The 25,525-nt window shown below is 45.3% G+C and carries 16 protein-coding genes, 7 tRNA genes and 1 riboswitch; of the genes, 21 read left to right on the top strand and 2 right to left on the bottom strand.

Features of this window, described 5'->3' with window-relative positions; genetic code table 11:
- Window positions 1–190: 190 nt before the first annotated feature.
- Window positions 191–1,207: an LCP family glycopolymer transferase gene (locus FFM80_RS08855; protein ID WP_137640458.1), complete on the bottom strand. Its 1,017-nt coding sequence runs from the start codon at window positions 1,205–1,207 to the stop codon at window positions 191–193.
- A gap of 264 nt (window positions 1,208–1,471) precedes the next feature.
- On the opposite strand from FFM80_RS08855, the gene FFM80_RS08860 reads away from it, so the two are divergent.
- A complete protein-coding gene (locus FFM80_RS08860; protein WP_137640475.1) occupies window positions 1,472–2,134 on the top strand; it encodes a phosphatase PAP2 family protein in 663 nt (220 codons plus the stop codon).
- 134 nt (window positions 2,135–2,268) lie between these two features.
- Here FFM80_RS08860 and FFM80_RS08865 read toward each other — a convergent pair whose 3' ends face one another.
- Window positions 2,269–3,078: a lp_1002 family arylesterase gene (locus FFM80_RS08865; RefSeq protein ID WP_137640459.1), complete on the bottom strand. Its 810-nt coding sequence runs from the start codon at window positions 3,076–3,078 to the stop codon at window positions 2,269–2,271.
- A 63-nt stretch (window positions 3,079–3,141) separates the two neighbouring features.
- Here FFM80_RS08865 and FFM80_RS08870 point away from each other — a divergent pair, with 63 nt between their 5' ends.
- The 20 genes from FFM80_RS08870 to rpoC all read left to right on the top strand — a co-directional run bounded on the left by FFM80_RS08870 (window position 3,142) and on the right by rpoC (window position 25,223).
- On the top strand, window positions 3,142–3,717 hold the full coding sequence (locus FFM80_RS08870; RefSeq protein ID WP_137640460.1) for a GNAT family N-acetyltransferase: 576 nt from the start codon (window positions 3,142–3,144) through the stop codon (window positions 3,715–3,717).
- Entirely contained in the window at window positions 3,704–4,228 is a 525-nt protein-coding gene (locus tag FFM80_RS08875; protein ID WP_137640461.1) for an Rrf2 family transcriptional regulator, read from the top strand. Before FFM80_RS08870 ends, FFM80_RS08875 begins: the two co-directional genes overlap by 14 nt.
- A gap of 188 nt (window positions 4,229–4,416) precedes the next feature.
- Window positions 4,417–6,099 (top strand): acetolactate synthase AlsS, encoded by a 1,683-nt coding sequence (alsS, locus tag FFM80_RS08880; protein WP_137640462.1) that lies wholly within the window; start codon window positions 4,417–4,419, stop codon window positions 6,097–6,099.
- 21 nt (window positions 6,100–6,120) lie between these two features.
- The gene (locus FFM80_RS08885; RefSeq protein WP_137640463.1) at window positions 6,121–6,768 is read left to right on the top strand and encodes an acetolactate decarboxylase; all 648 of its coding nucleotides are present in this window, start codon (window positions 6,121–6,123) and stop codon (window positions 6,766–6,768) included.
- A gap of 40 nt (window positions 6,769–6,808) precedes the next feature.
- Window positions 6,809–6,993, top strand: a riboswitch (Lysine riboswitch).
- A gap of 135 nt (window positions 6,994–7,128) precedes the next feature.
- Complete coding sequence (locus FFM80_RS08890) at window positions 7,129–8,577, top strand: amino acid permease (RefSeq protein WP_137640464.1); 1,449 nt, start codon at window positions 7,129–7,131, stop codon at window positions 8,575–8,577.
- A gap of 310 nt (window positions 8,578–8,887) precedes the next feature.
- Window positions 8,888–9,658, top strand: coding sequence for a M15 family metallopeptidase (locus FFM80_RS08895; protein WP_137640465.1), 771 nt, complete (start codon window positions 8,888–8,890; stop codon window positions 9,656–9,658).
- 110 nt (window positions 9,659–9,768) lie between these two features.
- Entirely contained in the window at window positions 9,769–10,404 is a 636-nt protein-coding gene (locus tag FFM80_RS08900) for a deoxynucleoside kinase (RefSeq protein ID WP_137640466.1), read from the top strand.
- A 283-nt stretch (window positions 10,405–10,687) separates the two neighbouring features.
- Entirely contained in the window at window positions 10,688–11,965 is a 1,278-nt protein-coding gene (gene serS, locus FFM80_RS08905) for a serine--tRNA ligase (protein WP_137640467.1), read from the top strand.
- A 722-nt stretch (window positions 11,966–12,687) separates the two neighbouring features.
- A tRNA-Leu gene (locus tag FFM80_RS08910) sits at window positions 12,688–12,769 on the top strand.
- Window positions 12,770–12,776: 7 nt separating this feature from the next.
- A tRNA-Thr gene (locus FFM80_RS08915) sits at window positions 12,777–12,849 on the top strand.
- 26 nt (window positions 12,850–12,875) lie between these two features.
- Window positions 12,876–12,947, top strand: a tRNA-Gly gene (locus tag FFM80_RS08920).
- Between the two features lie 8 nt (window positions 12,948–12,955).
- Window positions 12,956–13,041: transfer RNA gene (locus tag FFM80_RS08925), tRNA-Leu, on the top strand.
- A gap of 9 nt (window positions 13,042–13,050) precedes the next feature.
- Window positions 13,051–13,124, top strand: a tRNA-Arg gene (locus tag FFM80_RS08930).
- A gap of 7 nt (window positions 13,125–13,131) precedes the next feature.
- A tRNA-Pro gene (locus FFM80_RS08935) sits at window positions 13,132–13,205 on the top strand.
- A 55-nt stretch (window positions 13,206–13,260) separates the two neighbouring features.
- Window positions 13,261–13,334 (top strand) — tRNA-Pro (locus FFM80_RS08940).
- Window positions 13,335–13,763: 429 nt separating this feature from the next.
- Window positions 13,764–14,231, top strand: a complete 468-nt coding sequence (locus FFM80_RS08945; RefSeq protein WP_137635544.1) for a CtsR family transcriptional regulator — start codon at window positions 13,764–13,766, stop codon at window positions 14,229–14,231.
- A gap of 17 nt (window positions 14,232–14,248) precedes the next feature.
- Entirely contained in the window at window positions 14,249–16,762 is a 2,514-nt protein-coding gene (locus FFM80_RS08950; RefSeq protein ID WP_137640468.1) for an ATP-dependent Clp protease ATP-binding subunit, read from the top strand.
- A gap of 344 nt (window positions 16,763–17,106) precedes the next feature.
- A complete protein-coding gene (locus FFM80_RS08955) occupies window positions 17,107–17,706 on the top strand; it encodes a TetR/AcrR family transcriptional regulator (RefSeq protein WP_137640469.1) in 600 nt (199 codons plus the stop codon).
- A 237-nt stretch (window positions 17,707–17,943) separates the two neighbouring features.
- Window positions 17,944–21,564, top strand: a complete 3,621-nt coding sequence (gene rpoB / locus FFM80_RS08960) for a DNA-directed RNA polymerase subunit beta (protein ID WP_171001071.1) — start codon at window positions 17,944–17,946, stop codon at window positions 21,562–21,564.
- 17 nt (window positions 21,565–21,581) lie between these two features.
- Window positions 21,582–25,223, top strand: coding sequence for a DNA-directed RNA polymerase subunit beta' (gene rpoC, locus FFM80_RS08965; protein WP_137640471.1), 3,642 nt, complete (start codon window positions 21,582–21,584; stop codon window positions 25,221–25,223).
- The last annotated feature ends 302 nt before the right edge of the window (window positions 25,224–25,525 follow it).

Here is a 25,525-nt window from a genome sequence, read left to right on the forward strand (position 1 = left end):
TCTGGCCCGCCCGACGTTAACTAACGGATATAAAAAAATAACGATTGATTATTTTCAGTTCAGTCATTTAGCAACCAACCGGTAGGCGGTGATTTTGACTAATGTTAAGTGTATTTATAAGCGTGTTAAAAAAGTAAAAGCATCGGGACTAGTTGTCCGCGATGCTTTTACTTTGGTTATAACTTATTGATCACTTGTTAGCGTATTTCTCACCAGTCGTCGCTGCTTTCAAATCTAGTGACTTCCGTAAGACGTTCGTTACGCGTTGTTTTTCGGATTGTGGGACAACTTCAAACGATTGGCCATCAAGCATCTTACCGCTACCTTGCGCATGGTCAGAGACGATGTTCTTAGTTGCGGTCCGGTAATTCGTAACAATGCTCGTTAAGTTACCGAAAGTTAGGTCGGTCCGTGTTTGTTTGGCAATGGACTTCATGAATCCTTGCTTCATCAAGTTAGTGGCGTTGGCACTTTCACTAATAATAGCGGTAATCAATTGCCGTTGCCGTTGTTGCCGGCCATAGTCACCCAATGGATCATCATAGCGCATCCGTGAGTAGGCTAAGGCCTTGGCACCATTCATATGCACTTTGTTGCCTTTGATGAAATGATACCCTTCATAAGAAAAGCTCCGGATTGGTGAAATATCCACGCCGCCGATTTCATCAACGACTTTCTTCATGCCACCCATGTTGATCAAAGCGTAGTAGTCAATCGGCACGTTCAACCATTTTTGAACGGTCTTAATGGTTGTGCCGGCACTCCCGTAAGCGTAGGCTGCGTTTAATTTAGCTGGGAAGTCTTGTTCAAAGCCAGAGATTGCAACTTCTGAGTCTCGCGGTAAGCTCATTAACGTGGTCGTCTTAGTTGACGGGTTAATGGTTGCCACAATGATCGTATCAGTCCGGCCTTTGTAGTCCCGACCGAGTGCCCCAGTATCAGTCCCGAGTAACAAGATTGAAACCGGCTTTTTACCGTTTAGCACAGCACTAGTATTCCGAGACTTCTTAATGCCACTGCTTTGATAGACGATTTTAGCGGCATTCTTCGCGTTAAAGTACGTCCGCGCGGCAAAGGCACCAATCCCCACGATTAACACGGCGATGACAATTAAAATAATATTACGAACGGGATGTTTCTTCTTGGGGCCGCCGCCGTTTGGGCCTTCCTGTTGATGCATCTGTGATCTGCTTGGCATATCTTCCATGAACATTTCCTCCATTGGTTATGTAAAGACTACCCATAGTTTAGCATTTTTCCCCATTATCTGAAACTTAATTGAGTTTGAAAAAATACCGAAAATTTCTAAGGTCAAATCAATAATAACTGTTTTTATATTAATAAACGATAAATTTTTGATATCTTTGAGATATTTTAATGTTCACTAACAAATTGATGGCGATACTACGGTGACAGCGGGGGTTATGGTATAATTTCCATAATTGCTAAATTAATGGGGGTTCTTGTCTTGATGATCGATAAGTCGCGTAGTCGGCCGGTCAAATTTGTCATTGCAGTCATTCTATTTGCCTATCTGAGCTATTTTATTAGTGATGGTGCGGTTGGTATTGATCTACTTGATGCCGGGGTAACGTCCATTGTAACGGTCTGGCAAAACGGATTCTTTACCGGCGTGTTCACCGTGATTTCGTGGCTAGCTTCACCAGGGCGCGATATCGTGTGGATGGTCATACTGGCCTTTGTGCTGTACGGGTTTAAATATAAAATTCAAGCTTTCTGGGCGCTGGCATTATTGGCTGGTGGGAATATCTTTGAGTTTATCTTTAAGCATTTAGTTGCACGCGCCCGGCCGTTAGGGCATCTCGCGTCAGATACGGGTTATAGTTATCCGAGTGGCCACGTTTTAGGGACGTTTATGGTGGTTGCCGTTGTGGTTGTTTTGATTGTGCCAGAGTTACCTAGTTATCGTTGGGCCGATGTGTTGCAAGCTGCTAGTGTGGCTTGGCTGATTCTAGTCATGTTGTCACGGGTTTACTTGCAGGCGCATTATCCGACTGATACGGTCGGGGCGCTTTTACTAGGCTGGGTCTGGCTAGAAGTGATGGAATGGCTATACGTTTTATATGCCCGGAAATTATTAAAATGGCGACTGTTTTACCGGTCGTACTTATAAAGTAAAAGGTCGTTGCTGAAAAACAGTAACGACCTTTTTGGTGTTCCGTGATCATTAAGCCAATTGATCTTAAAGCGGGGCATTGTTGTGCCAGCTATAAGACTGGTCAACAAGCAGCATGCTTTATCACAAAGTTAAGCAAACTGATTTTCTCGTTGTGCCGTTAACCATTCTAAGGCCAAGGTCAACCAATGAGCAGCGTGCGGTTGATTGGCATCCGGTTTCCAAGCCGTCTGTGAGTTGGCTAACGCCAAGCCGTGGGGACCGTGTTGGAAAAGATGTAGTTCGTAAGTAATGTTAGCGGTCGCTAAGGCGCTCGCATAGGCTAAAGCATTTTGGGCTGGAACGATGGGATCATCGGCGGTACCCCAAATGAAGGTTGGCCGATTATCAGCATTAACGTGTTGTTCAGCAGCTAATTGCTGGGGCTCAGGCGTCCATTTGGCCAAGGTAGCCGCGTCTTTTGGAAAGCCGAGTAAGGGACTGATGACCGGATAACCTAAAATGGTATTGGCTAATTTTAAGTCAGCCACTGGTACCGATAGCTTTTCAGCGACTTGGGTATGCCAGTAGTCGTTATACAGCGCGACGATATGACCACCGACGCTGAAGCCGGCTGCCGTAATTTGATCAGGATCTAATTGCCACGCTTCGGCATGTTGATGAAGTTGCTGAACGGCGCGTCCTAAGTCCCAAACGGGGTTTAAGCCGAGTGGTGTATGTTCATCGATAAAGGAATACCGCAAATAAAAGGCTTGGTAGCCATGCCCAGCAAAAGCGAGGGCCAAACTTTCAGCCTGTTCACGTGGAATGTGGGTATATGAGCCACCGGGAACGATAATAATGGCGGGCAGCTTGGTTAAATGGGCATTTTGATCTGGATCACGCAATAAACCGACCAGTTCGACATGCGGTGCGGCTAATTTTTGTTGAATCACTTGCATGCAATCACCTCAATTGATATTGTTGATACAGGATCATTATAACGTAAGAAAGGTGGGACCGATATGTTAATGGTGACCACGAATTTACATAATGAACAAATCCGACTCCGCCCATTTCAAGCGACCGATGTGGCCGATTATTTTGAAATGGTGCAAAATCGCGATATTGCGGTTAATGCCGGTTTTACGCCGGTCAATGATATGATGGAAGCCCAGTACTTGTTAGGGCGGCAACTGCAGCAACCTCAAGTCTTTGCAATGGTCTTAGTGGCAACTGATAAAGTTATCGGCAGTGTCGGTTTGTATGAGCGCATGAATAACCAAGGCGAGCCGGCACCACGGCAGATGGATCTGGGCTATATGCTGAATGCCAATTATTGGCATCAAGGCTATATGACGGCAGCGGTCCATTTATTGCAGCGCTATGGGTTTCAAGACTTACAGCTTGAACGGATTACGGCCAGTTGCTTGGCGCCCAATGTCGCGTCACGGCGAATTCTAGAACATGCGGGTTTTGAGCAGTATGATCAGGTGACACATCCAAGCTATGCTCAATTTGGCGCTGGTCAAACGGAACTATTTTTTGAACGAGTGGCACCACAAACCACAGTGGGAGGCGACGACCATGCAGCTGGCTAAATCTTTTGAACAGGCCGCTTGTATTCTCGTACTATTAGCCACCCAGCGTCCCGATATTCCACTAACATCGGCGGCCATTCATGACCGTATCGGTGGTTCGGCGACTTATTTGCGTAAGATTATTCGTAAGCTGGTTGTGGCTGAGCTAGTGGCGTCAACCAGTGGCAATAATGGTGGAGTCCGGCTATCACGGTCGCCCGAAAAGATCACCATTAAAGATGTGGTTTTGGCGATTGAGGGACCGTTGCATACCTTTCCAGATCGCGGCTACTTTGATCAAGTCTTCAAAGATGTGGAACCCGTAGCCGATGAGGGGACCAAAGTCGTGAATGCGATTTTTTCACAAGCTGATCAACGTTGGCTGGATTTTCTTAGTCAACAGAAAATTGCGACGCTAATTAAAGAATTACTAGTGGTACCACAGATTCCAGTCTTGGATTGGAATGATCAGACAGTCGATAAGATGGGACTTTTAAATGACTTGTTAGCCCATATGCGCGTTAATAAGTGAGTGACGGTACAAAGTTAACTGAAATTGTATGCGGTTACGTCAAGTGGATGCGGTAAAAGCAAGGTCTGACACGTTTTAGTGGTTCGACCTGAATAGATAACCTTTTTCACAAGAACGGAAACGCTGTTATTACACGTCTATCTATGGTATTCTAACAATAATTTTCACAAACAGGAGCGAACAAAAAAATGGCAGATAAAAAGTATTATGGTGCCGACGCAATCGTCGACAGCTTAGTTAACCACAATGTTAAGTATGTGTTCGGAATTCCCGGTGCCAAGATTGACCGAGTTTTTGAACGGCTTGAACATCCAGTGAACCCTAAAGCCCCTAAGTTGATCGTGACGCGTCACGAACAAAATGCGGCCTTTATTGCGGCCGGTATTGGGCGTATTACCGGGAAACCAGGGGTCGTGATGACGACTTCTGGCCCTGGGGCTAGTAATCTAGCGACTGGCTTAGTCACCGCAACGGCTGAAGGCGATCCGGTCTTAGCCATTTCTGGGCAAGTTCAACGCGCCGATCTATTACGCTTGACCCATCAAAGCATGGATAATGCGGCGTTATTTGAACCAATTACGAAGTATAGCGCGGAAGTTCAAGAACCAGAAAATGTGTCAGAAGTTTTAGCGAACGCTTACCAAGAAGCTGTTGCGGCCAAGCAAGGGGCCAGCTTTGTCAGCATTCCACAAGACGTCACGGATTCATTGGTTCGCAGTTCGGTTATTCAGCCGATGCAAGCGCCAAAACTTGGCCCGGCGAGTCCAGTCGAAGCCACGTTATTGGCACAGAAAATCAAAGCTGCCAAGTTACCCGTCCTATTAGTTGGGATGCGGGCCTCTTCACCAGAAGTGACGCAAGCCATTCGGAATTTAGTGACTGCGGCCAACTTGCCAGTTGTCGAAACGTTCCAAGCAGCGGGGGTTATTTCACGTGACCTAGAAGCACAACATTTCTTTGGGCGGGTCGGTTTATTCCGGAACCAACCAGGGGATATGCTTTTAAAGAAGTCTGACTTAGTGATTGCGATTGGTTATGATCCAATCGAATATGAACCACGGAACTGGAACGCGGAAGGCAAAGCCCGCATCGTGGTTATCGATGCAATGCGAGCCGAACTGGACCATAACTTCCAGCCGGAGACCGAATTAGTCGGTGATATTGCTCAAACCCTCGACTTTTTGTTACCCTATATGCAAGGGTATGATATTAGTGATGACGCGAAGACTTATTTGGGCGACTTGCAAGAACGTTTGCAAACGCGTGATTTCGTGCCGAATATTGATGAAAAGTCTGGCTTAAACCATCCGTTATCGGTTATTTCAGCCTTACAAAAACGGGTGACTGACGAGATGACCGTGACGGTAGATGTTGGTAGTTTCTATATCTGGATGGCTCGGCATTTTCGGAGTTATGAACCCCGACACTTGTTATTCAGTAATGGGATGCAAACTTTAGGTGTGGCCTTACCTTGGGCGATTGCGGCGGCGTTAGTGCGGCCAAATACGCAAATCGTCTCAGTGGCGGGTGACGGTGGCTTCCTCTTTTCTGGGCAAGAACTAGAAACGGCAGTTCGCTTGAACTTAAACATCGTTCAATTGATTTGGAATGATGGTAACTACGATATGGTCAAGTTCCAAGAAGAGATGAAGTATGGTCAAGACGCTGCGGTCAGCTTTGGCCCGGTTGACTTCGTGCAGTATGCGGAGAGCTTTGGTGCGACTGGCTTACGTGTTGATCAACCACAAGACTTGGAACAAGTGATGGATCAAGCATTTGCGACGGATGGCCCAGTCATCGTCGATATTCCGATTGATTATTCTGATAATCAGGCACTCGGCCAAACGATGCTACCTGATCAATTTTATTAAAATTGAAAAGAAGGCTAATTTATGGCAACAACATTATATCAACATAGTACCGTCGCCGCGCTAAAAGCAGGTGTGGTGGCGGGGAATCAGACGTTAGCGCAGTTATTAACCCACGGTGATACTGGGATTGGCGCCGCTGATCAGTTAGCAGGCGATGTAACGGTCTTAGATGGGCAAGCGTATCAATCGCAAGCTAATGGGAAGACCAAAGCTTTAGCCGGCACAGTCAAAGTGCCGTTTGCGATGGTGCACACCGATGAGCCAACGATTGAGCAGACGTTTGAAAATGTTGATCAACATGTTTTTGAGCAGCAACTCCTATCGCTTTATCCATATCAGAATGTGTTAGTGGCGTTGCGGGTAACTGGGACGTTTTCAACCATGCAGTTGGCGGTTAATCGTGCAGCTGCGGTGACTGACCAGACGGCACAGCGGCAGTTCGAAGCACATAATGTGACGGGAACGTTAGTCGGGTACTATGTGCCAAGCTTTTATCATGGGGTGACGCAGACGGGGTTTCATTTACATTTTCTAAATGATGAACACCGGTTTGGCGGCCATGTCAGTGGCTATCGGATTGATACGGGGGTTGTCCAATTACAAGCCTTAAATGCACTGCAAATCGTGACGCCGACTCACGATCAACAGTTTTTAAATCGTCGGCAATAGGTTGTCAAACCACAGTTGGTTTTGTATAATGGTTGAGTATATCGAAAGAAGAGGACGCGATTAACAATAGTAGTTCAAGGGAGCTGGAGTGACCGGCGATGAACTTGAATGAACGGGGCAATCGCCGAAATCTTAAACCGGGTCACCCGGTTTAGGGTTGGGCCTTGGTTGAATAAATCAAGGACTGTCGCAGCGGGAGTTTCGCTGCGGGGCGCTATCGACGATGAAATCAGCATTAGGTAACCATCTGATTAAGTCTTTTTGCGCAGTTTGCAAAGGGACTTTTTATTTTGGTCACTGGTCACTGAATCGGTGTGAACACTTTTAGATATAAATCAAAATTTTTTGGAGGTAGCTGCTTTGGCAGAAGAACAACAGCATGAAGTGAAGCGCTCGTTACAGACGCGTCATCTCTCCATGATTGCTTTAGGTGGTAGTATTGGGACCGGCTTGTTTGTGGCATCCGGTTCCGCAATTTCAACGGCCGGCCCAGGTGGGGCTTTGTTAGCGTATGTTGGGATTGGGATTATGGTCTATTTCTTGATGACCAGTTTAGGTGAAATGGCAACGTATCTCCCAGTGTCAGGCTCATTTTCCACGTATTCGACGCAATTCGTTGACCCCGCATTGGGCTTTGCGATGGGCTGGAATTATTGGTTTAACTGGGCGATTACGTTAGCGGTCGATATTAGTACGGCCGCCATCGTGATGCAATTCTGGTTGCCGGAAATTCCAGGCTGGGTCTTTAGTCTGGTTGCGCTAGTGCTGATCTTTACGATCAATGCGTTATCCGTGCGGTCATTTGGTGAGACCGAATATTGGTTGTCCTTGATTAAAGTGGTGACCGTGTTAATTTTCTTGGTCGTTGGTGTTTTGACGATCTTTGGTATTATGGGCGGCCATGCGACCGGGTTGAGCAACTTCACGATGAAAAAAGCCCCGTTTGTGGGTGGCATTCCCACGATCTTAAGCGTCTTCGTGGTGGCTGGCTTCTCATTTCAAGGGACCGAGTTGATTGGGATTACCGCTGGTGAGTCAGCGACGCCAGAGAAGAGTATTCCCGCGGCTATTAAGCAAGTCTTTTGGCGGATCTTGTTATTCTATATTCTAGCGATTTTCGTGATTGCAGCGATTATTCCTTATACGTCTAAAGACTTACTGGGATCATCAGCGTCAGATATCGCAATCAGTCCTTTTACGTTGGTCTTCAAACGAGCAGGCTTAGCAGCGGCAGCGAGTGTGATGAACGCGGTTATCCTAACGTCCGTCTTGTCGGCGGCTAACTCAGGGATGTACGCCTCAACACGGATGCTATATTCCTTGTCACTACAAGGGTATGCCCCGAAAGCCTTTGGACGGGTCAATCGGCGTGGAATTCCAATTATGGCGTTATTCGGGACAACCGTCATTGGCTTGTTAACTTTCCTTTCAAGTTTGTTTGGTGATCGGATCTACCTATTCTTAGTCTCAGCGAGTGGGTTGACCGGATTTATTGCGTGGTTAGGGATTGCTATCTCCCATTTGCGGTTCCGGCAAGCCTTTATTAAGCAGGGTCACCATGTGAGTGAATTGCGGTATCATGCTAAGCTATTCCCATTTGGCCCATTGTTCGCGTTCTTCTTATGTATGGTCGTGATTATCGGCCAAGATTTACATTCCTTTGCGACTTGGGATTGGCAAGCCATCGGGGTCACTTATATGAGTATCCCGTTGTTCATCATCTTGTTCTTCTATTACAAGCTGCGTTATCATACGAAGCTGATTCCGTTGGATAAAGTTGATCTAAGTAAACATCATTTAGATAAATAATCAGGTTGAAGGTGACTAGGCAAATTGCTTGGTCGCCTTTTTTTGACTTTACGGAGCTTGGAGGGTGCCGCTGATCATCCGTGGTGTCAAAGATCAATTAACCGGCCATAATTGCAGTGTCAGGGTAATTAAAGAAAGTTACCACATTAACGATGCGCGTCGGCCTTTTATTATGATTGTAATCTGAGTTTAAGTTGACGTTAATCAAAAAATATTACAGAATAGTTAAGTAACTTCAAAATAATTGTGATTAGCTGAATGCGATTGTATGAGTATGCTACGCTGAAAGTCGAAAGGCAGAGAGAAGATAATGTTGAAGAATGTGATTTTGAAGAGTCTGGCACTAGTGTCACTGGCGGGGGTACTCGGAGGCTGTTCGGCATCCAATGCTAGTAGCAAAGCTCACCAGACAAGTGCAGTGAAGACCACTGCCACTCAAAGTAAACGCCAAAAGCTTATTAAGGCGTTACCGAAGGGGGTTAAGTCAACCGATGCTGATTTGATCGTGGTCAATAAGTGGCACAAATATAATGAATTAACGTTTCATAAAGCAGCGGTCGGTGGCGTCACGGTCCGCAAGTCAATCGTCAGTCCCTTAACCGCCTTTTTAAATGGCGCTGAAAAAGCCGGTTATCCAGCAACTTTAGTTTCAGGCTATCGGTCCGTCCAATATCAAAAAGAAGTCTGGAATGAATCGATTGAGAATTATGAAGCCCAAGGTAAGACTGAAAAGCAAGCGTTGAAGTTGACGAAAGAATACGTGGCGATTCCACGCGGGAGTGAACATCAAACTGGTTTAGCCGCGGATGTTATGAATACCAATTGGTTTAATGCCCATAATAGTCAGCTTTTATCCAGTTCTGATAAGGCTAAAGGGCAACAATGGTTAATCAAACATGCGCCAGACTATGGGTTTGTGTTACGTTTTACAAAAAGTGGCGCTAAATCGACTGGCATTGACTATGAATCATGGCATTTTCGTTATGTGGGTAAGTCCAGTGCGGCCTTTATGGTCAAACATAACTTAACGCTTGAACAATACGCTAAGTTGTTGCAAGCTCGAGAAAAGGCTGCCAAGTAATTTAGGAAATATCAACCAGATATTGCATTTTGGTGACGGGGTGCGTACAATATGTAGTGTTGCTTTAAATGAAACTAGACAATATTGTACGTTAAAAAGGAGAGAACCCCATGCTTGTAATGTCAGGAACAATCGGTGCCGGCAAGACTAGTTTGACGCATTTGGTAGCGGACCATTTTGGTTCCAAAGCGTTCTACGAATCAGTCGATGACAATCCTATTTTGCCATTATTTTATAAGGACCCGAAAAAATACGCGTTTTTATTACAAATCTACTTTTTGAATAAACGCTTAGGTAGTATCAAGTCCGCCTTCGCAAACGACCTAGATGTCCTCGACCGCTCAATCTTCGAAGATTCACTATTATTTCATTTAAATGGTGATTTAGGTCGGGCGACGAGTACGGAAGTTGATATCTACGATTCCTTATTAAATAACATGATGCAAGAATTGCCAGAAGCTCCCCATCAAAAGAGTCCTGACTTATTGATCCACATTAATATTTCGTTTGAAACGATGTTAAAACGGATCCAAAAGCGGGGCCGTTCTTATGAACAGATCGATCAAGACCCAGCGCTATATAAATATTACCAGACGCTGAATGACCGGTATGACCAATGGTATGCTAATTACGATCACAGTCCTAAGATGCAAATCGATGGTGACCAACTGGATTTCGTGGCCGATGCCGATGCGCGTCACCAAGTTATCCAATTGATTGATGATAAGGTTGCCAGCTTAAGCTAGTTGCCTTTTTAAGGCACATGCCTTATAGTATAGAAGAATATTAAACACGGCGCGTTTCAAGTAGACAGTCAGAGAACCGGTGGATGGTGTGAACCGGGTGTCGAAACTCCGGCGCGACAAAGTGGGCAGGTAATACTGCACGGCAGAGCCGTTATCCGTTTAAGGGTGGGATTATGATAATCCTGAACTTGGGTGGTACCGCGAATTGCAGTCTCTTCGTCCCAATTGGGAGGAGAGACTGTTTTTTTATCTAAATTTATCGCTAGTCAAGGAGGATTTTTTCATGTTAGATGTTAAAATGATTCGTCAAAAACCAGATTTTTTCAAAGAACAACTGGGTCATCGGGGTGTGGATGCTAGTCAGATTGATGACTTGATCAAAGCCGATGCTGATCGCCGGGACTTAATTGCTAAGAGTGAACAATTGAAGTCGACGCGGAACCAAGTTTCTGGTGAAATTTCACAATTAAAGCGGAATAAAGAAGACGCTAGTGCGCAAATCGCTGAAATGCAACAAGTTAGTGCTGAAATCAAGACGTTAGATGATGATCGGCGTAAAGCCGATGCCCAAGTGCAAGATATGGCCGCCCACTTGCCGAATGTGCCGCACCCAGATGTGCCAATTAGCTTAAAAGAAGAAGATGCGGTTGAATTACGTCGTATCGGGACGCCACGGAAGTTTGACTTTGAACCGAAAGCTCACTGGGAACTTGGCGAAGACTTAGGAATCTTGGATTTCGAACGTGGGGCCAAAGTTTCTGGTAGCCGGTTCTTATACTACATCGGTGATGGGGCGAAGTTGGAACGTGCCGTTTATAACTTCTTCTTGGACCAACATGAAGCAGAAGGGTATACCGAAGTCTTACCACCATACATGGTGACTGATGAATCGATGTATGGAACCGGCCAATTTCCTAAGTTTAAGGATGATGCTTTCCGGATTACGACGCAGGATTTGAGTTTGATCCCAACGGCGGAAGTACCATTGGTCAACTACTACCGTGATGAAGTAATCCCAGCTGAAAAGTTACCAGTTTACTTTACCGCCTTATCTCCAGCATTCCGTGAAGAAGCGGGGAGTGCCGGTCGTGACACTAAAGGGTTGATTCGGTTACACCAATTCAATAAAGTTGAAATGGTGAAATTCACCAAGCCTGAAGATTCATGGGATGAACTTGAAAAGTTGACCAACAATGCAGAATCATTGTTGAAGAAACTCGACTTGCCATATCACGTGATTACCTTAACGACGGGTGACATGAGCTTTACTGCGGCAATGACCCATGACTTGGAAGTTTGGTTCCCAGAACAAGATAAGTATCGTGAAATTTCAAGTTGTTCGAACTGTACTGATTTCCAAGCACGTCGGGCACACATCCAATATCGCGATGATGATGGCAAGCTCCAATTCGTTCACACGTTGAACGGGAGTGGCTTGGCAGTCGGACGGACGGTCGCAGCTATTATGGAAAACTACCAAAATGAAGATGGCTCAATTACGATTCCCGATGTTTTGGTTCCTTACATGCATGGTAAAACTAAAATTGAAAAACAAGCTTAATGCTTAAGTTGAAAAGGTCGCCTTCATTGGCGATCTTTTTTTGTATTTGCGGTGGTTGGCATGAACTTAAGCGCGTTTGGTGTTTAGTTGAGGATAACCAGCCACTATTAGGTAAGACTCACAAGGTCTTTACTGTTTAACTTTTAAAACTGTTTGTTAGCAGTAAAATGACGCATGGCGTTTCGGCATTGTTAGCCAGTAACTGGTATCAGATACACTTGAGCCTTCCTAAAAGTCACTCGGAGTTAAATTGCAATCAAACTAGGTTGAATAATTAATCAGTTTGACGTTGGCATTAGCGTCCCAACTATTTGAAATCAGCTCGTTAAACAGCGATGAATCATCGGCACGATTGAGGCGGCGACGACGCAATGGCGGTTGATGATGTGAATAGCAGGGTTAATTGAAAGGCAGATCAGTAATGATACGCTAGTTACTATTGAAAAAAGTTAAAAGCAAAAGCCTGTTACTATCAGGCTTGCTAGGCACTTGTCGGTTTAATTCAGTTTTTTTAATAAAAAGGGTTTGCTAAATTCAAAAGCAGTGCTATAATATTTCTTGTCGGAAAAAACATGAGTTTTTATTCATTGAAAAAGCATGTTTATCCATAAAAATTAAAAAAACGTTGACAAGCATTTAACATCATGATAAAGTTAAATAGTTGTCAAAAGGCGTAATTAGGTAAGATTGTTAGTCGCGACAACGGCATGATTAAAGATCATGCGGGTGTGGCGGAACTGGCAGACGCGCTAGATTTAGGTTCTAGTGTCTTACGACGTGGGGGTTCGAGTCCCTTCACCCGCACTATCATGCCGACTTAGCTCAGTTGGCAGAGCATCTCACTAGTAATGAGGAGGTCGGAGGTTCGAATCCTCTAGTCGGCATTTACAACTTAATAGCTTTTTAATTTGCGGAAGTAGTTCAGTGGTAGAACATCACCTTGCCATGGTGGGGGTCGCGGGTTCGAATCCCGTCTTCCGCTTTTAATTTGCCGGGGTGGCGGAATTGGCAGACGCACAGGACTTAAAATCCTGCGGTTAGTGATAACCGTACCGGTTCGATCCCGGTCCTCGGCATTTTAATTTGCACCCATAGCGCAATTGGATAGAGTGTCTGACTACGAATCAGAAGGTTGTAGGTTCGACTCCTACTGGGTGCATTGGTATCGGGAAGTAGCTCAGCTTGGTAGAGCACCTGGTTTGGGACCAGGGGGTCGCAGGTTCGAATCCTGTCTTCCCGATCGATTATAACAGTCTTAGTTTTCTGAACTAGGGCTTTTTATTTAATCTTTTTAACGGGAAGTAGCTCAGCTTGGTAGAGCACTACGTTCGGGACGTAGGGGTCGCAGGTTCAAATCCTGTTTTCCCGATAAATATAAACGGTTGGTGTGGCTGAAAGCAGTCACACTTTTTTTGTGCTACTTTGAGGGGGTCATTAATGATGATCCGATTAAGAAGATGGGCGATCTAATTAAAGCTTTTGATGAATTTTGATGTTAGCTCGCCACTCAGCCATAAGTTATTGGCAGGTCACTAATCAGGTAAAGCGTGTCCTTCCTGCTTAATCGGGGGTATAAATTTAGTTATGCTCACTCAGTTACGAAAGTCCTAATGAAATTCTCATTTATTTGCGAAAATCCTGGTCCAAACAATTGAAAGCTTGCCGGGGGCGTGCTATGCTGAAACAACCGTGGGGCATTGGTTCCCGCCGTCCTTTAGGTATTATTCTTTGCAATTTGTGATTATCCTCGTATAATAATAGTCAATATTAGTCAAAGATAATGTAAAGGGTGATTCAGATGCAAAGTCAAAATATCTCCGATATCATCGAAAAATATTTAAAAAGTATTTTGGCGGACGCTGAGCAGGTTGAAATTCGGCGGTCTGAGATCGCGGATTTATTCAACGTGGTACCTTCGCAGATTAACTATGTGATTAAGACCCGTTTTACCATTCAAAATGGTTACTTAGTTGAAAGTAAGCGTGGTGGTGGCGGGTATATTCGAATTGAAAAAGTTAACCTAGTCGATGATGCTGACGTGTTGGATACCTTGATTCAAGTGATTGGTGATTCAATCACCCAGCGGGATGCCTACGCGGTTGTTCAAAGTCTCTACGAGGATGAGGTTTTAAGTCAGCGCGAGGCGCAATTGATATTAGTCGCAACCGATCGTAATACCTTAGGGGTTGACGATCATGATTTAGAGAACAGTTTACGCGCGCGGATTATTATTGGAATTTTGAACCATCTGCGCTATGAAAGCTAAGAAAGCGAGGAAACGCAATGGATAACCTATTTACCCCCAGTGCCAAAAGTGTCTTAGTCTTGGCCCAAGAACAGGCCAAGTATTTTAAACATCAAGCCGTGGGCACGGAACATCTATTATTGGCTTTAGCCATTGAAAAGAATGGGATTGCTAATAAAGTTTTACAACAATACGCGGTGACAGAAGACGATATTCGTGAAGAAATCGAACGTTTTACTGGCTATGGGACTTTAAGTAATGTTGGCAAAGACACTTATTTGCCATATTCACCAAAGGCCAAGGAGATCTTATCTGTGGCGGGTGATGAAGCCAAGCGATTAGGTGCCAATAAGATTGGCACGGAACATTTGCTATTGGCGATGTTATCTGATGAGAGTATCCTTTCCTCGCGCATTTTAATGAATTTAAACTTAGATTTAGGACAAACTCGCAAAGTGGTCTTACGTAAGTTAGGTGTCAGCGACGCCATGAACAAGCGTAAGGGCAATGGTCCAGCCCGTGGCGGTAATGGCAAGCGCACGGAAGGCACCCCAACTTTGGATTCATTAGCGCGTGATTTAACGCAATTAGCTAGTGAAAAACAAATGGATCCCGTCGTTGGTCGAGCTAAAGAAGTCAAGCGGGTCATTCAGATTTTGTCACGCCGGACGAAGAACAATCCGGTCTTGATCGGTGAACCCGGTGTTGGGAAGACGGCCATTGCGGAAGGTTTAGCCCAAAAGATCATCGCTGGTGATGTCCCCAGCGATATGGCTGATAAGCGCCTAATGATGTTAGACATGGGATCATTAGTTGCCGGGACCAAGTATCGTGGTGAATTCGAAGATCGGTTGAAGAAAGTGATCGACGAAATTTACAATGATGGGCATGTCATCTTATTTATTGATGAATTGCATACCTTGATTGGGGCTGGTGGCGCTGAAGGGGCGATTGATGCGTCGAACATCTTGAAGCCCGCCTTAGCTCGTGGCGAACTCCAAACAATTGGGGCCACGACTTTAAATGAATATCAAAAGTATATTGAATCTGATGCAGCCTTAGAACGGCGGTTTGCCACGGTGATGGTTGATGAACCAACTAATGAGGAAGCCGTTGAGATTTTAACCGGTTTACGGCCGCGTTATGAAGCTCATCATCATGTCAATATTACCGATGAAGCCGTTAACCAAGCGGTAGCCTTATCCAGTCGCTACATTAGTGATCGCTTCTTACCAGATAAAGCAATCGACTTAATGGATGAAGCTGCGGCTAAAGTTCGGATTGATCAAATGGACAAGCCAACCAAGTTGTCAAAGAACCGGGATAAGTTATCCACCTTACGGCAACAAAAGGAAACTGCTATTGAAGATCAAGACTTCGAACAAGCGGCTGAAATTCGTAAGCAAGAAATGAAGCTCAAGCAACGTTTAGAGACTCAGCAAGCTAACCATGATGCGGAAGCCGCTGCTGGAGAAACGCCTAAGTATAGTTTACAAGTGACCGGTGAGGATATTGCTCAAGTGGTTGCTGAGTGGACGGGCGTGCCGTTAACGCAATTGCAAAAATCTGAAAGTGAACGGTTAGTGAACTTGGAGAAGATTTTGCATGAACGCGTGGTCGGTCAACCAGAAGCCGTCTCAGCAGTTGCACGTGCGATTCGGCGGGCTCGGAGTGGCTTGAAAGATCCAAGTCGACCAATTGGTTCCTTTATGTTCCTCGGACCGACTGGGGTTGGGAAGACTGAACTTGCGAAGGCTTTGGCAGAAGCAATGTTTGGTTCCGAAGACAACATGATTCGGATTGATATGTCTGAATACATGGAACGTTACTCAACCAGCCGTTTGATTGGTTCAGCGCCAGGTTATGTGGGTTACGATGAAGGGGGCCAATTGACTGAGAAGGTTCGTCAAAAGCCTTACTCAGTAGTTCTCTTTGATGAAGTTGAAAAAGCCCATCCCGATGTCTTCAATATCCTATTGCAAGTCTTGGATGATGGCTATTTGACAGATTCAAAAGGACGTAAAGTTGATTTCCGGAATACGATCTTAATCATGACGTCTAACTTAGGGGCGACAACGCTGCGGGATGAAAAGTCCGTTGGGTTTGGAGCCGTTGACAAGACGAATGATTATCAAGCTGTTTCGGCCACAATTCGCGAAGAATTACGGAAAGCATTCCGGCCAGAATTCTTGAACCGGATTGACGAAACCATTGTCTTCCATTCCTTGAACCGTGAAGAACTCCACGAAATCGTGAAGTTGATGGCGCAAGAAATTGTTGATCGGGTTGCCCAACAAGGCATCAAGATCAAGATCACGCCCGCAGCGATTGATGTCGTGGCCAAGGCTGGTTTTGATCCAGAATACGGGGCTCGGCCAATTCGGCGGGCACTGCAAGCTGAAGTTGAAGATCGCTTAAGTGAATCCTTATTAACTGGCGAAATCAAAGTTGACGATCAGGTCACGATTGGTGCCAGCAAGGGTGTCATTACCATTAATGTTAAAAATCAACCAAGTTCGTCAGATGGTCGTTCGACCGTTTCTTCGAAATAAAGGTTAATCACTCTAAGTCCAATGTTGCCTAATATGGTGACGTTGGACTTTTTTGTCGCCTGAGCGAACCTAGTGACGTCAATGAGGCGGTGGGCTTTTGCATGGTTGACTTGGCGTCGCCGGTGGAAGGCATAGTCGGTGTGACCGTTTTTTGATCAACCGCAGCGGCAATCCTAGTTCGTGCGTCGTTAATGATCCGGTTGCTATAACTGAACGGCAATTTTAACGAACATCAAATGTCAAGACCATCGTTTATTTAGCGTATCTACCAAACACCCCCTCGCACTCGCCGACAAAATGGTGTAAATTATACTAGGAGAAACTTTGGAAGGAGGGTGATGTGCATGGTAACGCGCGCGGAACAACTAGCAAAAACCCATCAAGCTATTTTAGATGCAGCTCGTGAGTTATTTTTAAAACATGGTTATGCGGCGACGAGTACGCGAGACATTGCGAAGGCCATTGGGATTACACAACCGGCTCTTTATCATCACTTTAAGGATAAAGAGGTCATTTTCCTAGCAGTAATTACCACGGTTGGCGATGAGATTCGGCAGGGGATCACTGATATCCTGACGCACTCGCAGGAGCCGCCACTAGAACAATTGACAGAAGTTTCGCTACTGTTAACACATAAGCATCCAGCCGATATTTTCACGTTGATTCATACGAGCTTTAAAGATTTGTCACCGACGCATATGCGTGAATTGGGTGGTATCTTTATGAGTGATTATGTCCAGCCGTTGCAGCGCTTCTTTGCGCAACCGGAGCTACATTTGCAAGCCGGCGTGACCCCCGCTATGGCGGCTAACTTTTATTTAACTAGTTTGAGTCCGCTATTCAATAGCTTCCATCGTATTGGCGATCCACAAGCTGATGAACGGACTCAGATTCAAACACTACTCAAGATGATCTTGTTTGGAGTCGCAATTGATTCGAAATAGCGAGGCGGATCATTGACACTGAATCATTTTAGTTGTATATTATAACTTGTCTGTAACCGTGAACTCGAACAAATGCGCAATCTATTGTCTGCGTGGTTTGTTAATATAAATCCAAAAATAGCCAACTTAAAATGACTATTTTTGGTTTTTTTATGCCCAAAATTCGGGTCAAACTGCATTTGTAACACAAATGTAATATTTGAACTGAATTGGCGAGTCACGGAATAATAAGAAGGGGTGAACAACTTGGCCGGACATTTAGTTAAATACGGTAAACACCGTACCCGTAGAAGTTATGCACGTATCAAGGAAGTTCTTGATTTGCCTAACTTGATCGAAATCCAAACCGATTCTTACCAATGGTTCTTGGATGAAGGTCTCCGGGAAATGTTTGAAGATATTTTGCCAATCGATGATTTTGCAGGGAAACTTTCACTTGAATTTGTCGACTATCAATTACTAGAACCAAAGTACACCGTCGATGAAGCCCGTGAACATGATGCGAACTATTCAGCACCATTACATGTGACTTTACGACTAACCAACCATGAAACTGGCGAAATTAAGTCACAAGACGTGTTCTTTGGCGACTTCCCATTAATGACCGAACAAGGGACGTTTATTATTAATGGTGCCGAACGGGTCATTGTTTCACAATTGGTTCGTTCACCCGGCGTTTACTTTAATGAAGAATTAGATAAAAATGGGCGTCCAAGCTATGGCACGACTGTTATTCCTAACCGGGGTGCCTGGTTAGAACTTGAAACCGATGCAAAGAACATTTCATACGTTCGGATTGACCGGACGCGGAAGATTCCATTGACCGAATTAGTGCGGGCTTTAGGATTTGGTTCTGACGACGATATCATCGACATGTTGGGTGAAACTGACAGTTTGATGCTAACGTTGGAAAAAGATGTGCATAAGAACACCGACGATTCCCGTGTTGAAGAATCGTTAAAGGACATTTACGAACGACTACGTCCTGGTGAACCTAAGACTGCTGATAGCTCACGGAGCCTATTGACAGCGCGCTTCTTTGATCCTAAGCGTTACGACTTTGCGCCAGTTGGGCGTTACAAGGTTAACAAAAAGTTAAGCATGAAGACCCGTTTAATGGATCTGACCTTAGCGGAAACCTTAGCTGACCCTGATACTGGTGAAGTTATCGCGCAAAAGGGTGATGTGATTGACAAGAACGTGATGGCCAAGTTAGCACCATACTTGGAACGTGACGATTTCAAGACGATTACGTATACCCCTTCTGATGAAGCGGTTGTGACTAATCCAATGATCTTACAAGTGGTTAAAGTTTATTCAGAAAACGATCCTGAAAAGGTCGTTAATGTGATCGGCAATGCCAACATTGATATCAAGTACAAGCATATCTTGCCTGCTGATATTATTTCGGCGATTAACTACTTCTTTGACTTACGCGAAGGTATCGGCTCAACTGATGATATTGATCACTTGGGTAACCGGCGGATTCGTTCCGTTGGTGAATTGTTGCAAAACCAATTCCGGATCGGGTTATCCCGGATGGAACGGGTTGTTCGTGAACGGATGTCAATTCAAGACGCCGCAACCGTAACGCCACAACAATTGATTAATATTCGGCCAGTGGTCGCTTCAATCAAGGAATTCTTTGGGTCATCACAATTGTCTCAATTCATGGACCAAACCAACCCCTTAGGTGAATTAACGCATAAGCGGCGTTTATCAGCCTTAGGACCTGGTGGTTTGACTCGTGATCGGGCCGGTTATGAAGTTCGAGACGTGCACTATACCCATTATGGGCGGATGTGCCCAATCGAAACGCCTGAAGGTCCTAATATCGGGTTGATCAACAGTTTGTCATCATATGCCAAAGTTAACCGTTATGGCTTCATCGAAACGCCTTATCGTCGTGTCGATTGGACGACCCATAAGGTTACGAACAAGATTGACTACTTGGCTGCCGATGAAGAAGACCAATTTGTCATTGCCCAAGCGAACTCGCCATTAAATGACGATGGTTCCTTCGTTGAAGACACCGTTTTAGCTCGGGATAAGGAAGAAAACTTGGAAACGTCAATCGAAAATGTCGATTACATGGACGTTTCACCTAAACAAGTGGTTGCCGTTGCCACGGCATGTATTCCTTTCTTGGAAAACGATGACTCCAACCGGGCCTTGATGGGTGCCAACATGCAACGTCAGGCCGTGCCGTTAGTTGATCCCCATGCCCCATTAATCGGGACTGGGATTGAATATAAGGCCGCGCATGACTCGGGGATCGCTTTGATCAACCGGCATGAAGGGACTGTTGAATACGTTGATGCTCGTGAAATCCGGGTTCGGCGTGACGATGGTTCACTTGATAACTACAAATTAATGAAGTTCCGGCGTTCTAACGGTGGTAAGAACTACAACCAACGCCCAATCGTCAAAGTTGGCGATCACGTTGATAACGACGAAGTCTTAGCCGATGGTCCAGCAATGGAAGGCGGGGAATTAGCTTTAGGGCAAAACCCATTAGTTGCCTTCATGACTTGGAACGGTTATAACTTCGAAGATGCCATCATTATTAATGAACGTTTGGTTCGTGAAGATGTTTATACGTCAATCCATATTGAAGAATATGAATCAGAAGCACGTGACACCAAGCTCGGACCTGAAGAAATGACCCGTGAAATTCCTAACGTTGGGGAAGATGCTTTAAAGAACCTTGACGAAGATGGGATTATCCGCGTTGGTGCTGAAGTTAAAGACGGTGACATCTTAGTTGGTAAGGTAACGCCTAAAGGGGTTACTGAATTATCAGCTGAAGAACGTTTGTTACACGCAATCTTCGGTGAAAAAGCCCGCGAAGTTCGGGATACGTCACTCCGGGTTCCTCATGGTGGCGGCGGTATCATCCAGGACGTGAAGATTTTTACTCGTGAAAACGGGGATGAACTTTCACCTGGTGTTAACATGATGGTCCGCGTTTACATTGCGCAAAAGCGGAAGATTCAAGTTGGTGACAAGATGGCCGGTCGTCATGGTAACAAGGGGACTGTTTCTATCGTTGTGCCACAAGAAGATATGCCATACATGCCAGATGGGACGCCAATTGATATCATGTTAAGCCCAATGGGTGTGCCTTCACGGATGAACATCGGACAAGTTTTGGAATTGCATTTAGGGATGGCTGCTCGTAAGTTAGGCATCCACATGGCCACACCAGTCTTTGATGGGGCTCGTGATTCTGATATTTGGAAGGCTGTTCGTGAAGCTGGTATTGATGAAGACGGTAAGTCGATCGTCTATGATGGTCGGACCGGTGAACCATTCGACAAACGAGTGGCAGTCGGGGTCATGCATTATATGAAGCTTAGTCACATGGTTGATGATAAGATCCATGCTCGTTCAATCGGACCATACTCCTTAGTTACGCAACAACCACTTGGTGGGAAAGCGCAATTTGGGGGCCAACGTTTCGGTGAAATGGAAGTTTGGGCCTTGGAAGCTTATGGGGCTGCTTATACCTTGCAAGAAATCTTGACTTACAAGTCTGACGACGTGGTTGGTCGGGTTAAGACCTATGAAGCCATCGTTAAGGGCGAACCAATTCCTAAGCCAGGGGTTCCCGAATCATTCCGGGTCTTGGTTAAAGAATTACAAGCACTTGGCCTTGATATGAAGGTCTTGGATGCTGAAGATAAAGAAATCGAATTGCGGGATATGGACGATGACGATGATGATGTCGTTAACGTTGATGCTTTAAGCAAATTCCAGCAAGAAAAAGAACAAAAAGAAAAAGCCGCTGATCAAGCCGCTAAAGCTGAAAAGCCAGCTGCCGACGCAACGACTAACGCGCACCAAGATAATCAATAAAAAGGGAGGTCGGTCCTTTGATCGATGTCAACAAGTTTGAGAGCATGCAAATCGGTCTGGCATCCCCAGACAAGATTCGCAGCTGGTCATACGGCGAAGTTAAAAAGCCGGAAACCATTAACTATCGGACATTGAAACCTGAAAAAGACGGTCTGTTTGACGAACGGATTTTCGGTCCTACTAAGGATTGGGAATGTGCTTGTGGTAAATACAAACGGATCCGTTATAAGGGGATTGTCTGTGACCGTTGTGGGGTCGAAGTTACCCGTAGTAAAGTCCGTCGTGAACGGATGGGGCATATCGAACTCGCCGCACCAGTAACTCACATCTGGTACTTTAAAGGGATTCCTAGCCGGATGGGCTTAGTCTTAGACATGAGCCCGCGGGCACTTGAAGAAATCATTTACTTCGCTTCATACGTAGTTATCGAACCTGGTAACACGCCAATGGAAAAGAAGCAATTGCTTTCTGAACGGGAATACCGTGAAAAGAAAGCCCAATACGGCAACGAATTCGATGCTGAAATGGGTGCTGAAGCCATCAAACGGTTATTAAATGACGTGGATCTTGAAAAAGAAGCACGTGATTTAAAGGAAGCTTTGAAAGAAGCTTCTGGTCAAAAGCGGACGCGGGCCGTCCGGCGTCTTGATATCATTGAAGCCTTCGTGACCTCTGGTAACGAACCGGCTTGGATGGTAATGGATGCTATTCCGGTCATTCCCCCGGACTTACGGCCAATGGTTCAATTGGAAGGTGGGCGTTTTGCCACCTCTGACTTGAACGATTTGTACCGTCGAGTTATCAACCGTAACAACCGGTTGAAGCGTTTATTAGATTTAAATGCGCCTGGGATTATCGTACAAAACGAAAAGCGGATGCTCCAAGAAGCCGTGGACGCTTTGATCGATAACGGTCGTCGTGGCCGTCCTGTCGCTGGTCCTGGTAACCGTCCATTGAAGTCCCTTTCACATATGTTAAAAGGGAAGCAAGGTCGGTTCCGTCAAAACTTACTTGGTAAGCGGGTTGACTATTCTGGTCGTTCGGTTATCGATGTTGGCCCATTCTTGAAGATGAACCAAATGGGGTTACCACGTCCAATGGCGTTGGAACTCTTCAAGCCATTCATCATGAAAGAATTGGTTAAACGCGAATTAGCATCGAACATCAAGAATGCTAAGCGGAAGATCGAACGTGAAGATGACGATGTTTGGGGCGTCTTAGAAGACGTCATCAAGGAACATCCAGTGCTCTTAAACCGGGCCCCTACGCTTCACCGTTTGGGGATTCAAGCGTTTGAACCTGTCTTGGTTAGTGGTAAAGCGATGCGGTTACATCCATTGGCTTGTGAAGCTTACAACGCCGATTTCGATGGGGACCAAATGGCCATCCATTTACCTTTATCAGATGAAGCCCAAGCTGAAGCCCGCTTGCTGATGTTAGCGGCGCATCATATCTTGGCACCTAAGGATGGGAAGCCAGTGGTTACCCCATCTCAAGATATGGTTATCGGTAACTACTACTTGACGACTGAAGAAGTTGGTCGTGAAGGCGAAGGCATGATCTTTAAAGACTTGAATGAAGCGCAAAAAGCTTATCAAGCTGGTTATGTGCACATGCACAGCCGGGTTGGGATTCAAGTTTCATCAATGCCTGACAAGCCATTCACTGACGAACAACGGCAAACGGTCTTGGTAACGACGGTTGGTAAAGCAATTTTTAACAACATCTTACCTGGTAAGTTTGCTTACTTGAACGAACCTACTAATGATAATTTGATTAATGGGACACCGGCCAAGTACTTCTTGAAGCCTGGTGAAGATATTCATCAATTCTTGGATGCGCAAGAGATTATCATGCCATTTAAGAAGGGCTTCTTAGCTGACATTATCGCTGAAGTTTACAAACAATATCATGTGACGGCAACGTCACTCTTGCTTGACCGGATGAAGGACTTAGGTTACAACATTTCAACTAAGTCTGGTTTGACGGTTGGGGTTGCCGATATCACTGACTTGAAAGAAAAGCCAGCGATTATCGATGAAGCTCATAAGCAAGTTAACACGATTTCAAAACAATTCCGTCGTGGGTTAATTACCGATGACGAACGTTATGAACGAGTTATTGGTGTTTGGAACGACGCTAAGGATCAGATTCAACAGAAACTGATCGATAGTTTCAGTCCGGACAACCCAATCTTCATGATGAGTGATTCTGGTGCGCGTGGTAACATTTCTAACTTTACTCAGTTAGCTGGGATGCGTGGTTTGATGGCCGCTCCTAATGGGAAGATCATGGAATTACCAATTCTGTCAAACTTCCGTGAAGGTTTGTCTGTCTTGGAAATGTTTATTTCAACCCATGGGGCTCGTAAAGGGATGACCGATACGGCCTTGAAGACTGCCAACTCAGGTTACTTGACCCGTCGACTTGTCGATGTGGCCCAAGATGTTATTGTGCGTGAAAAGGATTGTGGCACGGACCGCGGCTTGCGGATCGAAGCCATCATGGAAGGCAACGAAGTCATCGAACCATTGTACGACCGGATTCTTGGTCGCTACACGATGAAGACCGTCTTTGACCCTGAAACACATGAAGAAATTGTTGGCAACAACGTCATGATTGATGAAGAATTGGCTGCTAAGATTGTTGACGCCGGTGTTACCGAAGTCACCATTCGTTCTGCCTTTACTTGCAACACCAAGCATGGGGTTTGTGAACATTGTTATGGTCGTAACATGGCTACCGGTGACGAAGTTGAAGTCGGTGAAGCCGTTGGGACTGTGGCTGCACAATCAATCGGTGAACCTGGTACCCAATTAACCATGCGGACTTTCCATACTGGTGGGGTTGCCGGAGACGATATCACCCAAGGGTTACCTCGTGTTCAAGAAATTGTTGAATCACGGAATCCTAAAGGGCGTGCCGAAATCACTGAAGTTACTGGGACAGTTGAATCAATCGAAGAAAACCCAGCTGAACGGACGAAGGAAGTTACGATTAAGGGTGAAACTGATACCCGGACGTATACCTTACCATTGACTGCTCGTATGGCAGTTAGTGAAGGCGACTTTATTCACCGTGGGGCGGCGTTGAACGTTGGGTCAATCGATCCTAAGCAATTAATTCAGGTTCGCGATGTCTTATCAACTGAAAACTACTTGCTCCGTGAAGTCCAACGGGTTTACCGGATGCAAGGGGTTGAAATCGGCGATAAGCACGTGGAAATCATGATTCGTCAAATGCTCCGTAAAGTTCGGATCATGGATCCAGGTGACACGGATGTCTTGCCTGGGACCTTGATGGATATTGCTGACTTTAAGGATGAAAACTACAAGACATTAATCGCTGGTGGAATTCCAGCAACGTCACGGCCAGTTATTCTTGGAATTACCAAGGCTGCCTTGGAAACGAACAGTTTCTTATCAGCGGCTTCATTCCAAGAAACGACGCGGGTCTTAACTGATGCGGCTATTCGTGGTAAGAACGATCCATTGATCGGTCTGAAAGAAAATGTCATCATTGGTAAGATTATTCCTGCTGGGACTGGGATGCCTAATTATCGGCATATCAAGCCTAAGGAAGTTGGTAACGTGGCTGATGGGGTTTACTCAATTAGCGACCTTGAAAAACAAATGCAAGAACAAGATGCTAGCAAGTAATTGCTAAGCATGTCGAAAAGGGCGACCAGCGATGGTCGTCCTTTTTGTGTCGTCATTAATTGGGTTTGCCCAGCGTTAATTGGGTACAGGCTATTTTAATAGCTAGTTTTTGGAAAATGGATAATTCGTAAGCACCCAATAACTGACCGTCTATGATTGTCACTAAATACACGATATGATTACCTCATCAAATGAATGGTGAGGTTTTTATTATGGATAAACAGGATATTGTCAAAGTTGAAATACCACACAAAGTTAGGTCGGCGGCGCCACAGGCGACGGCGACCAAAGCAGTTCAGCTT

The organism is Lactiplantibacillus dongliensis (assembly GCF_005405105.1).
Taxonomy (GTDB): domain Bacteria; phylum Bacillota; class Bacilli; order Lactobacillales; family Lactobacillaceae; genus Lactiplantibacillus; species Lactiplantibacillus dongliensis.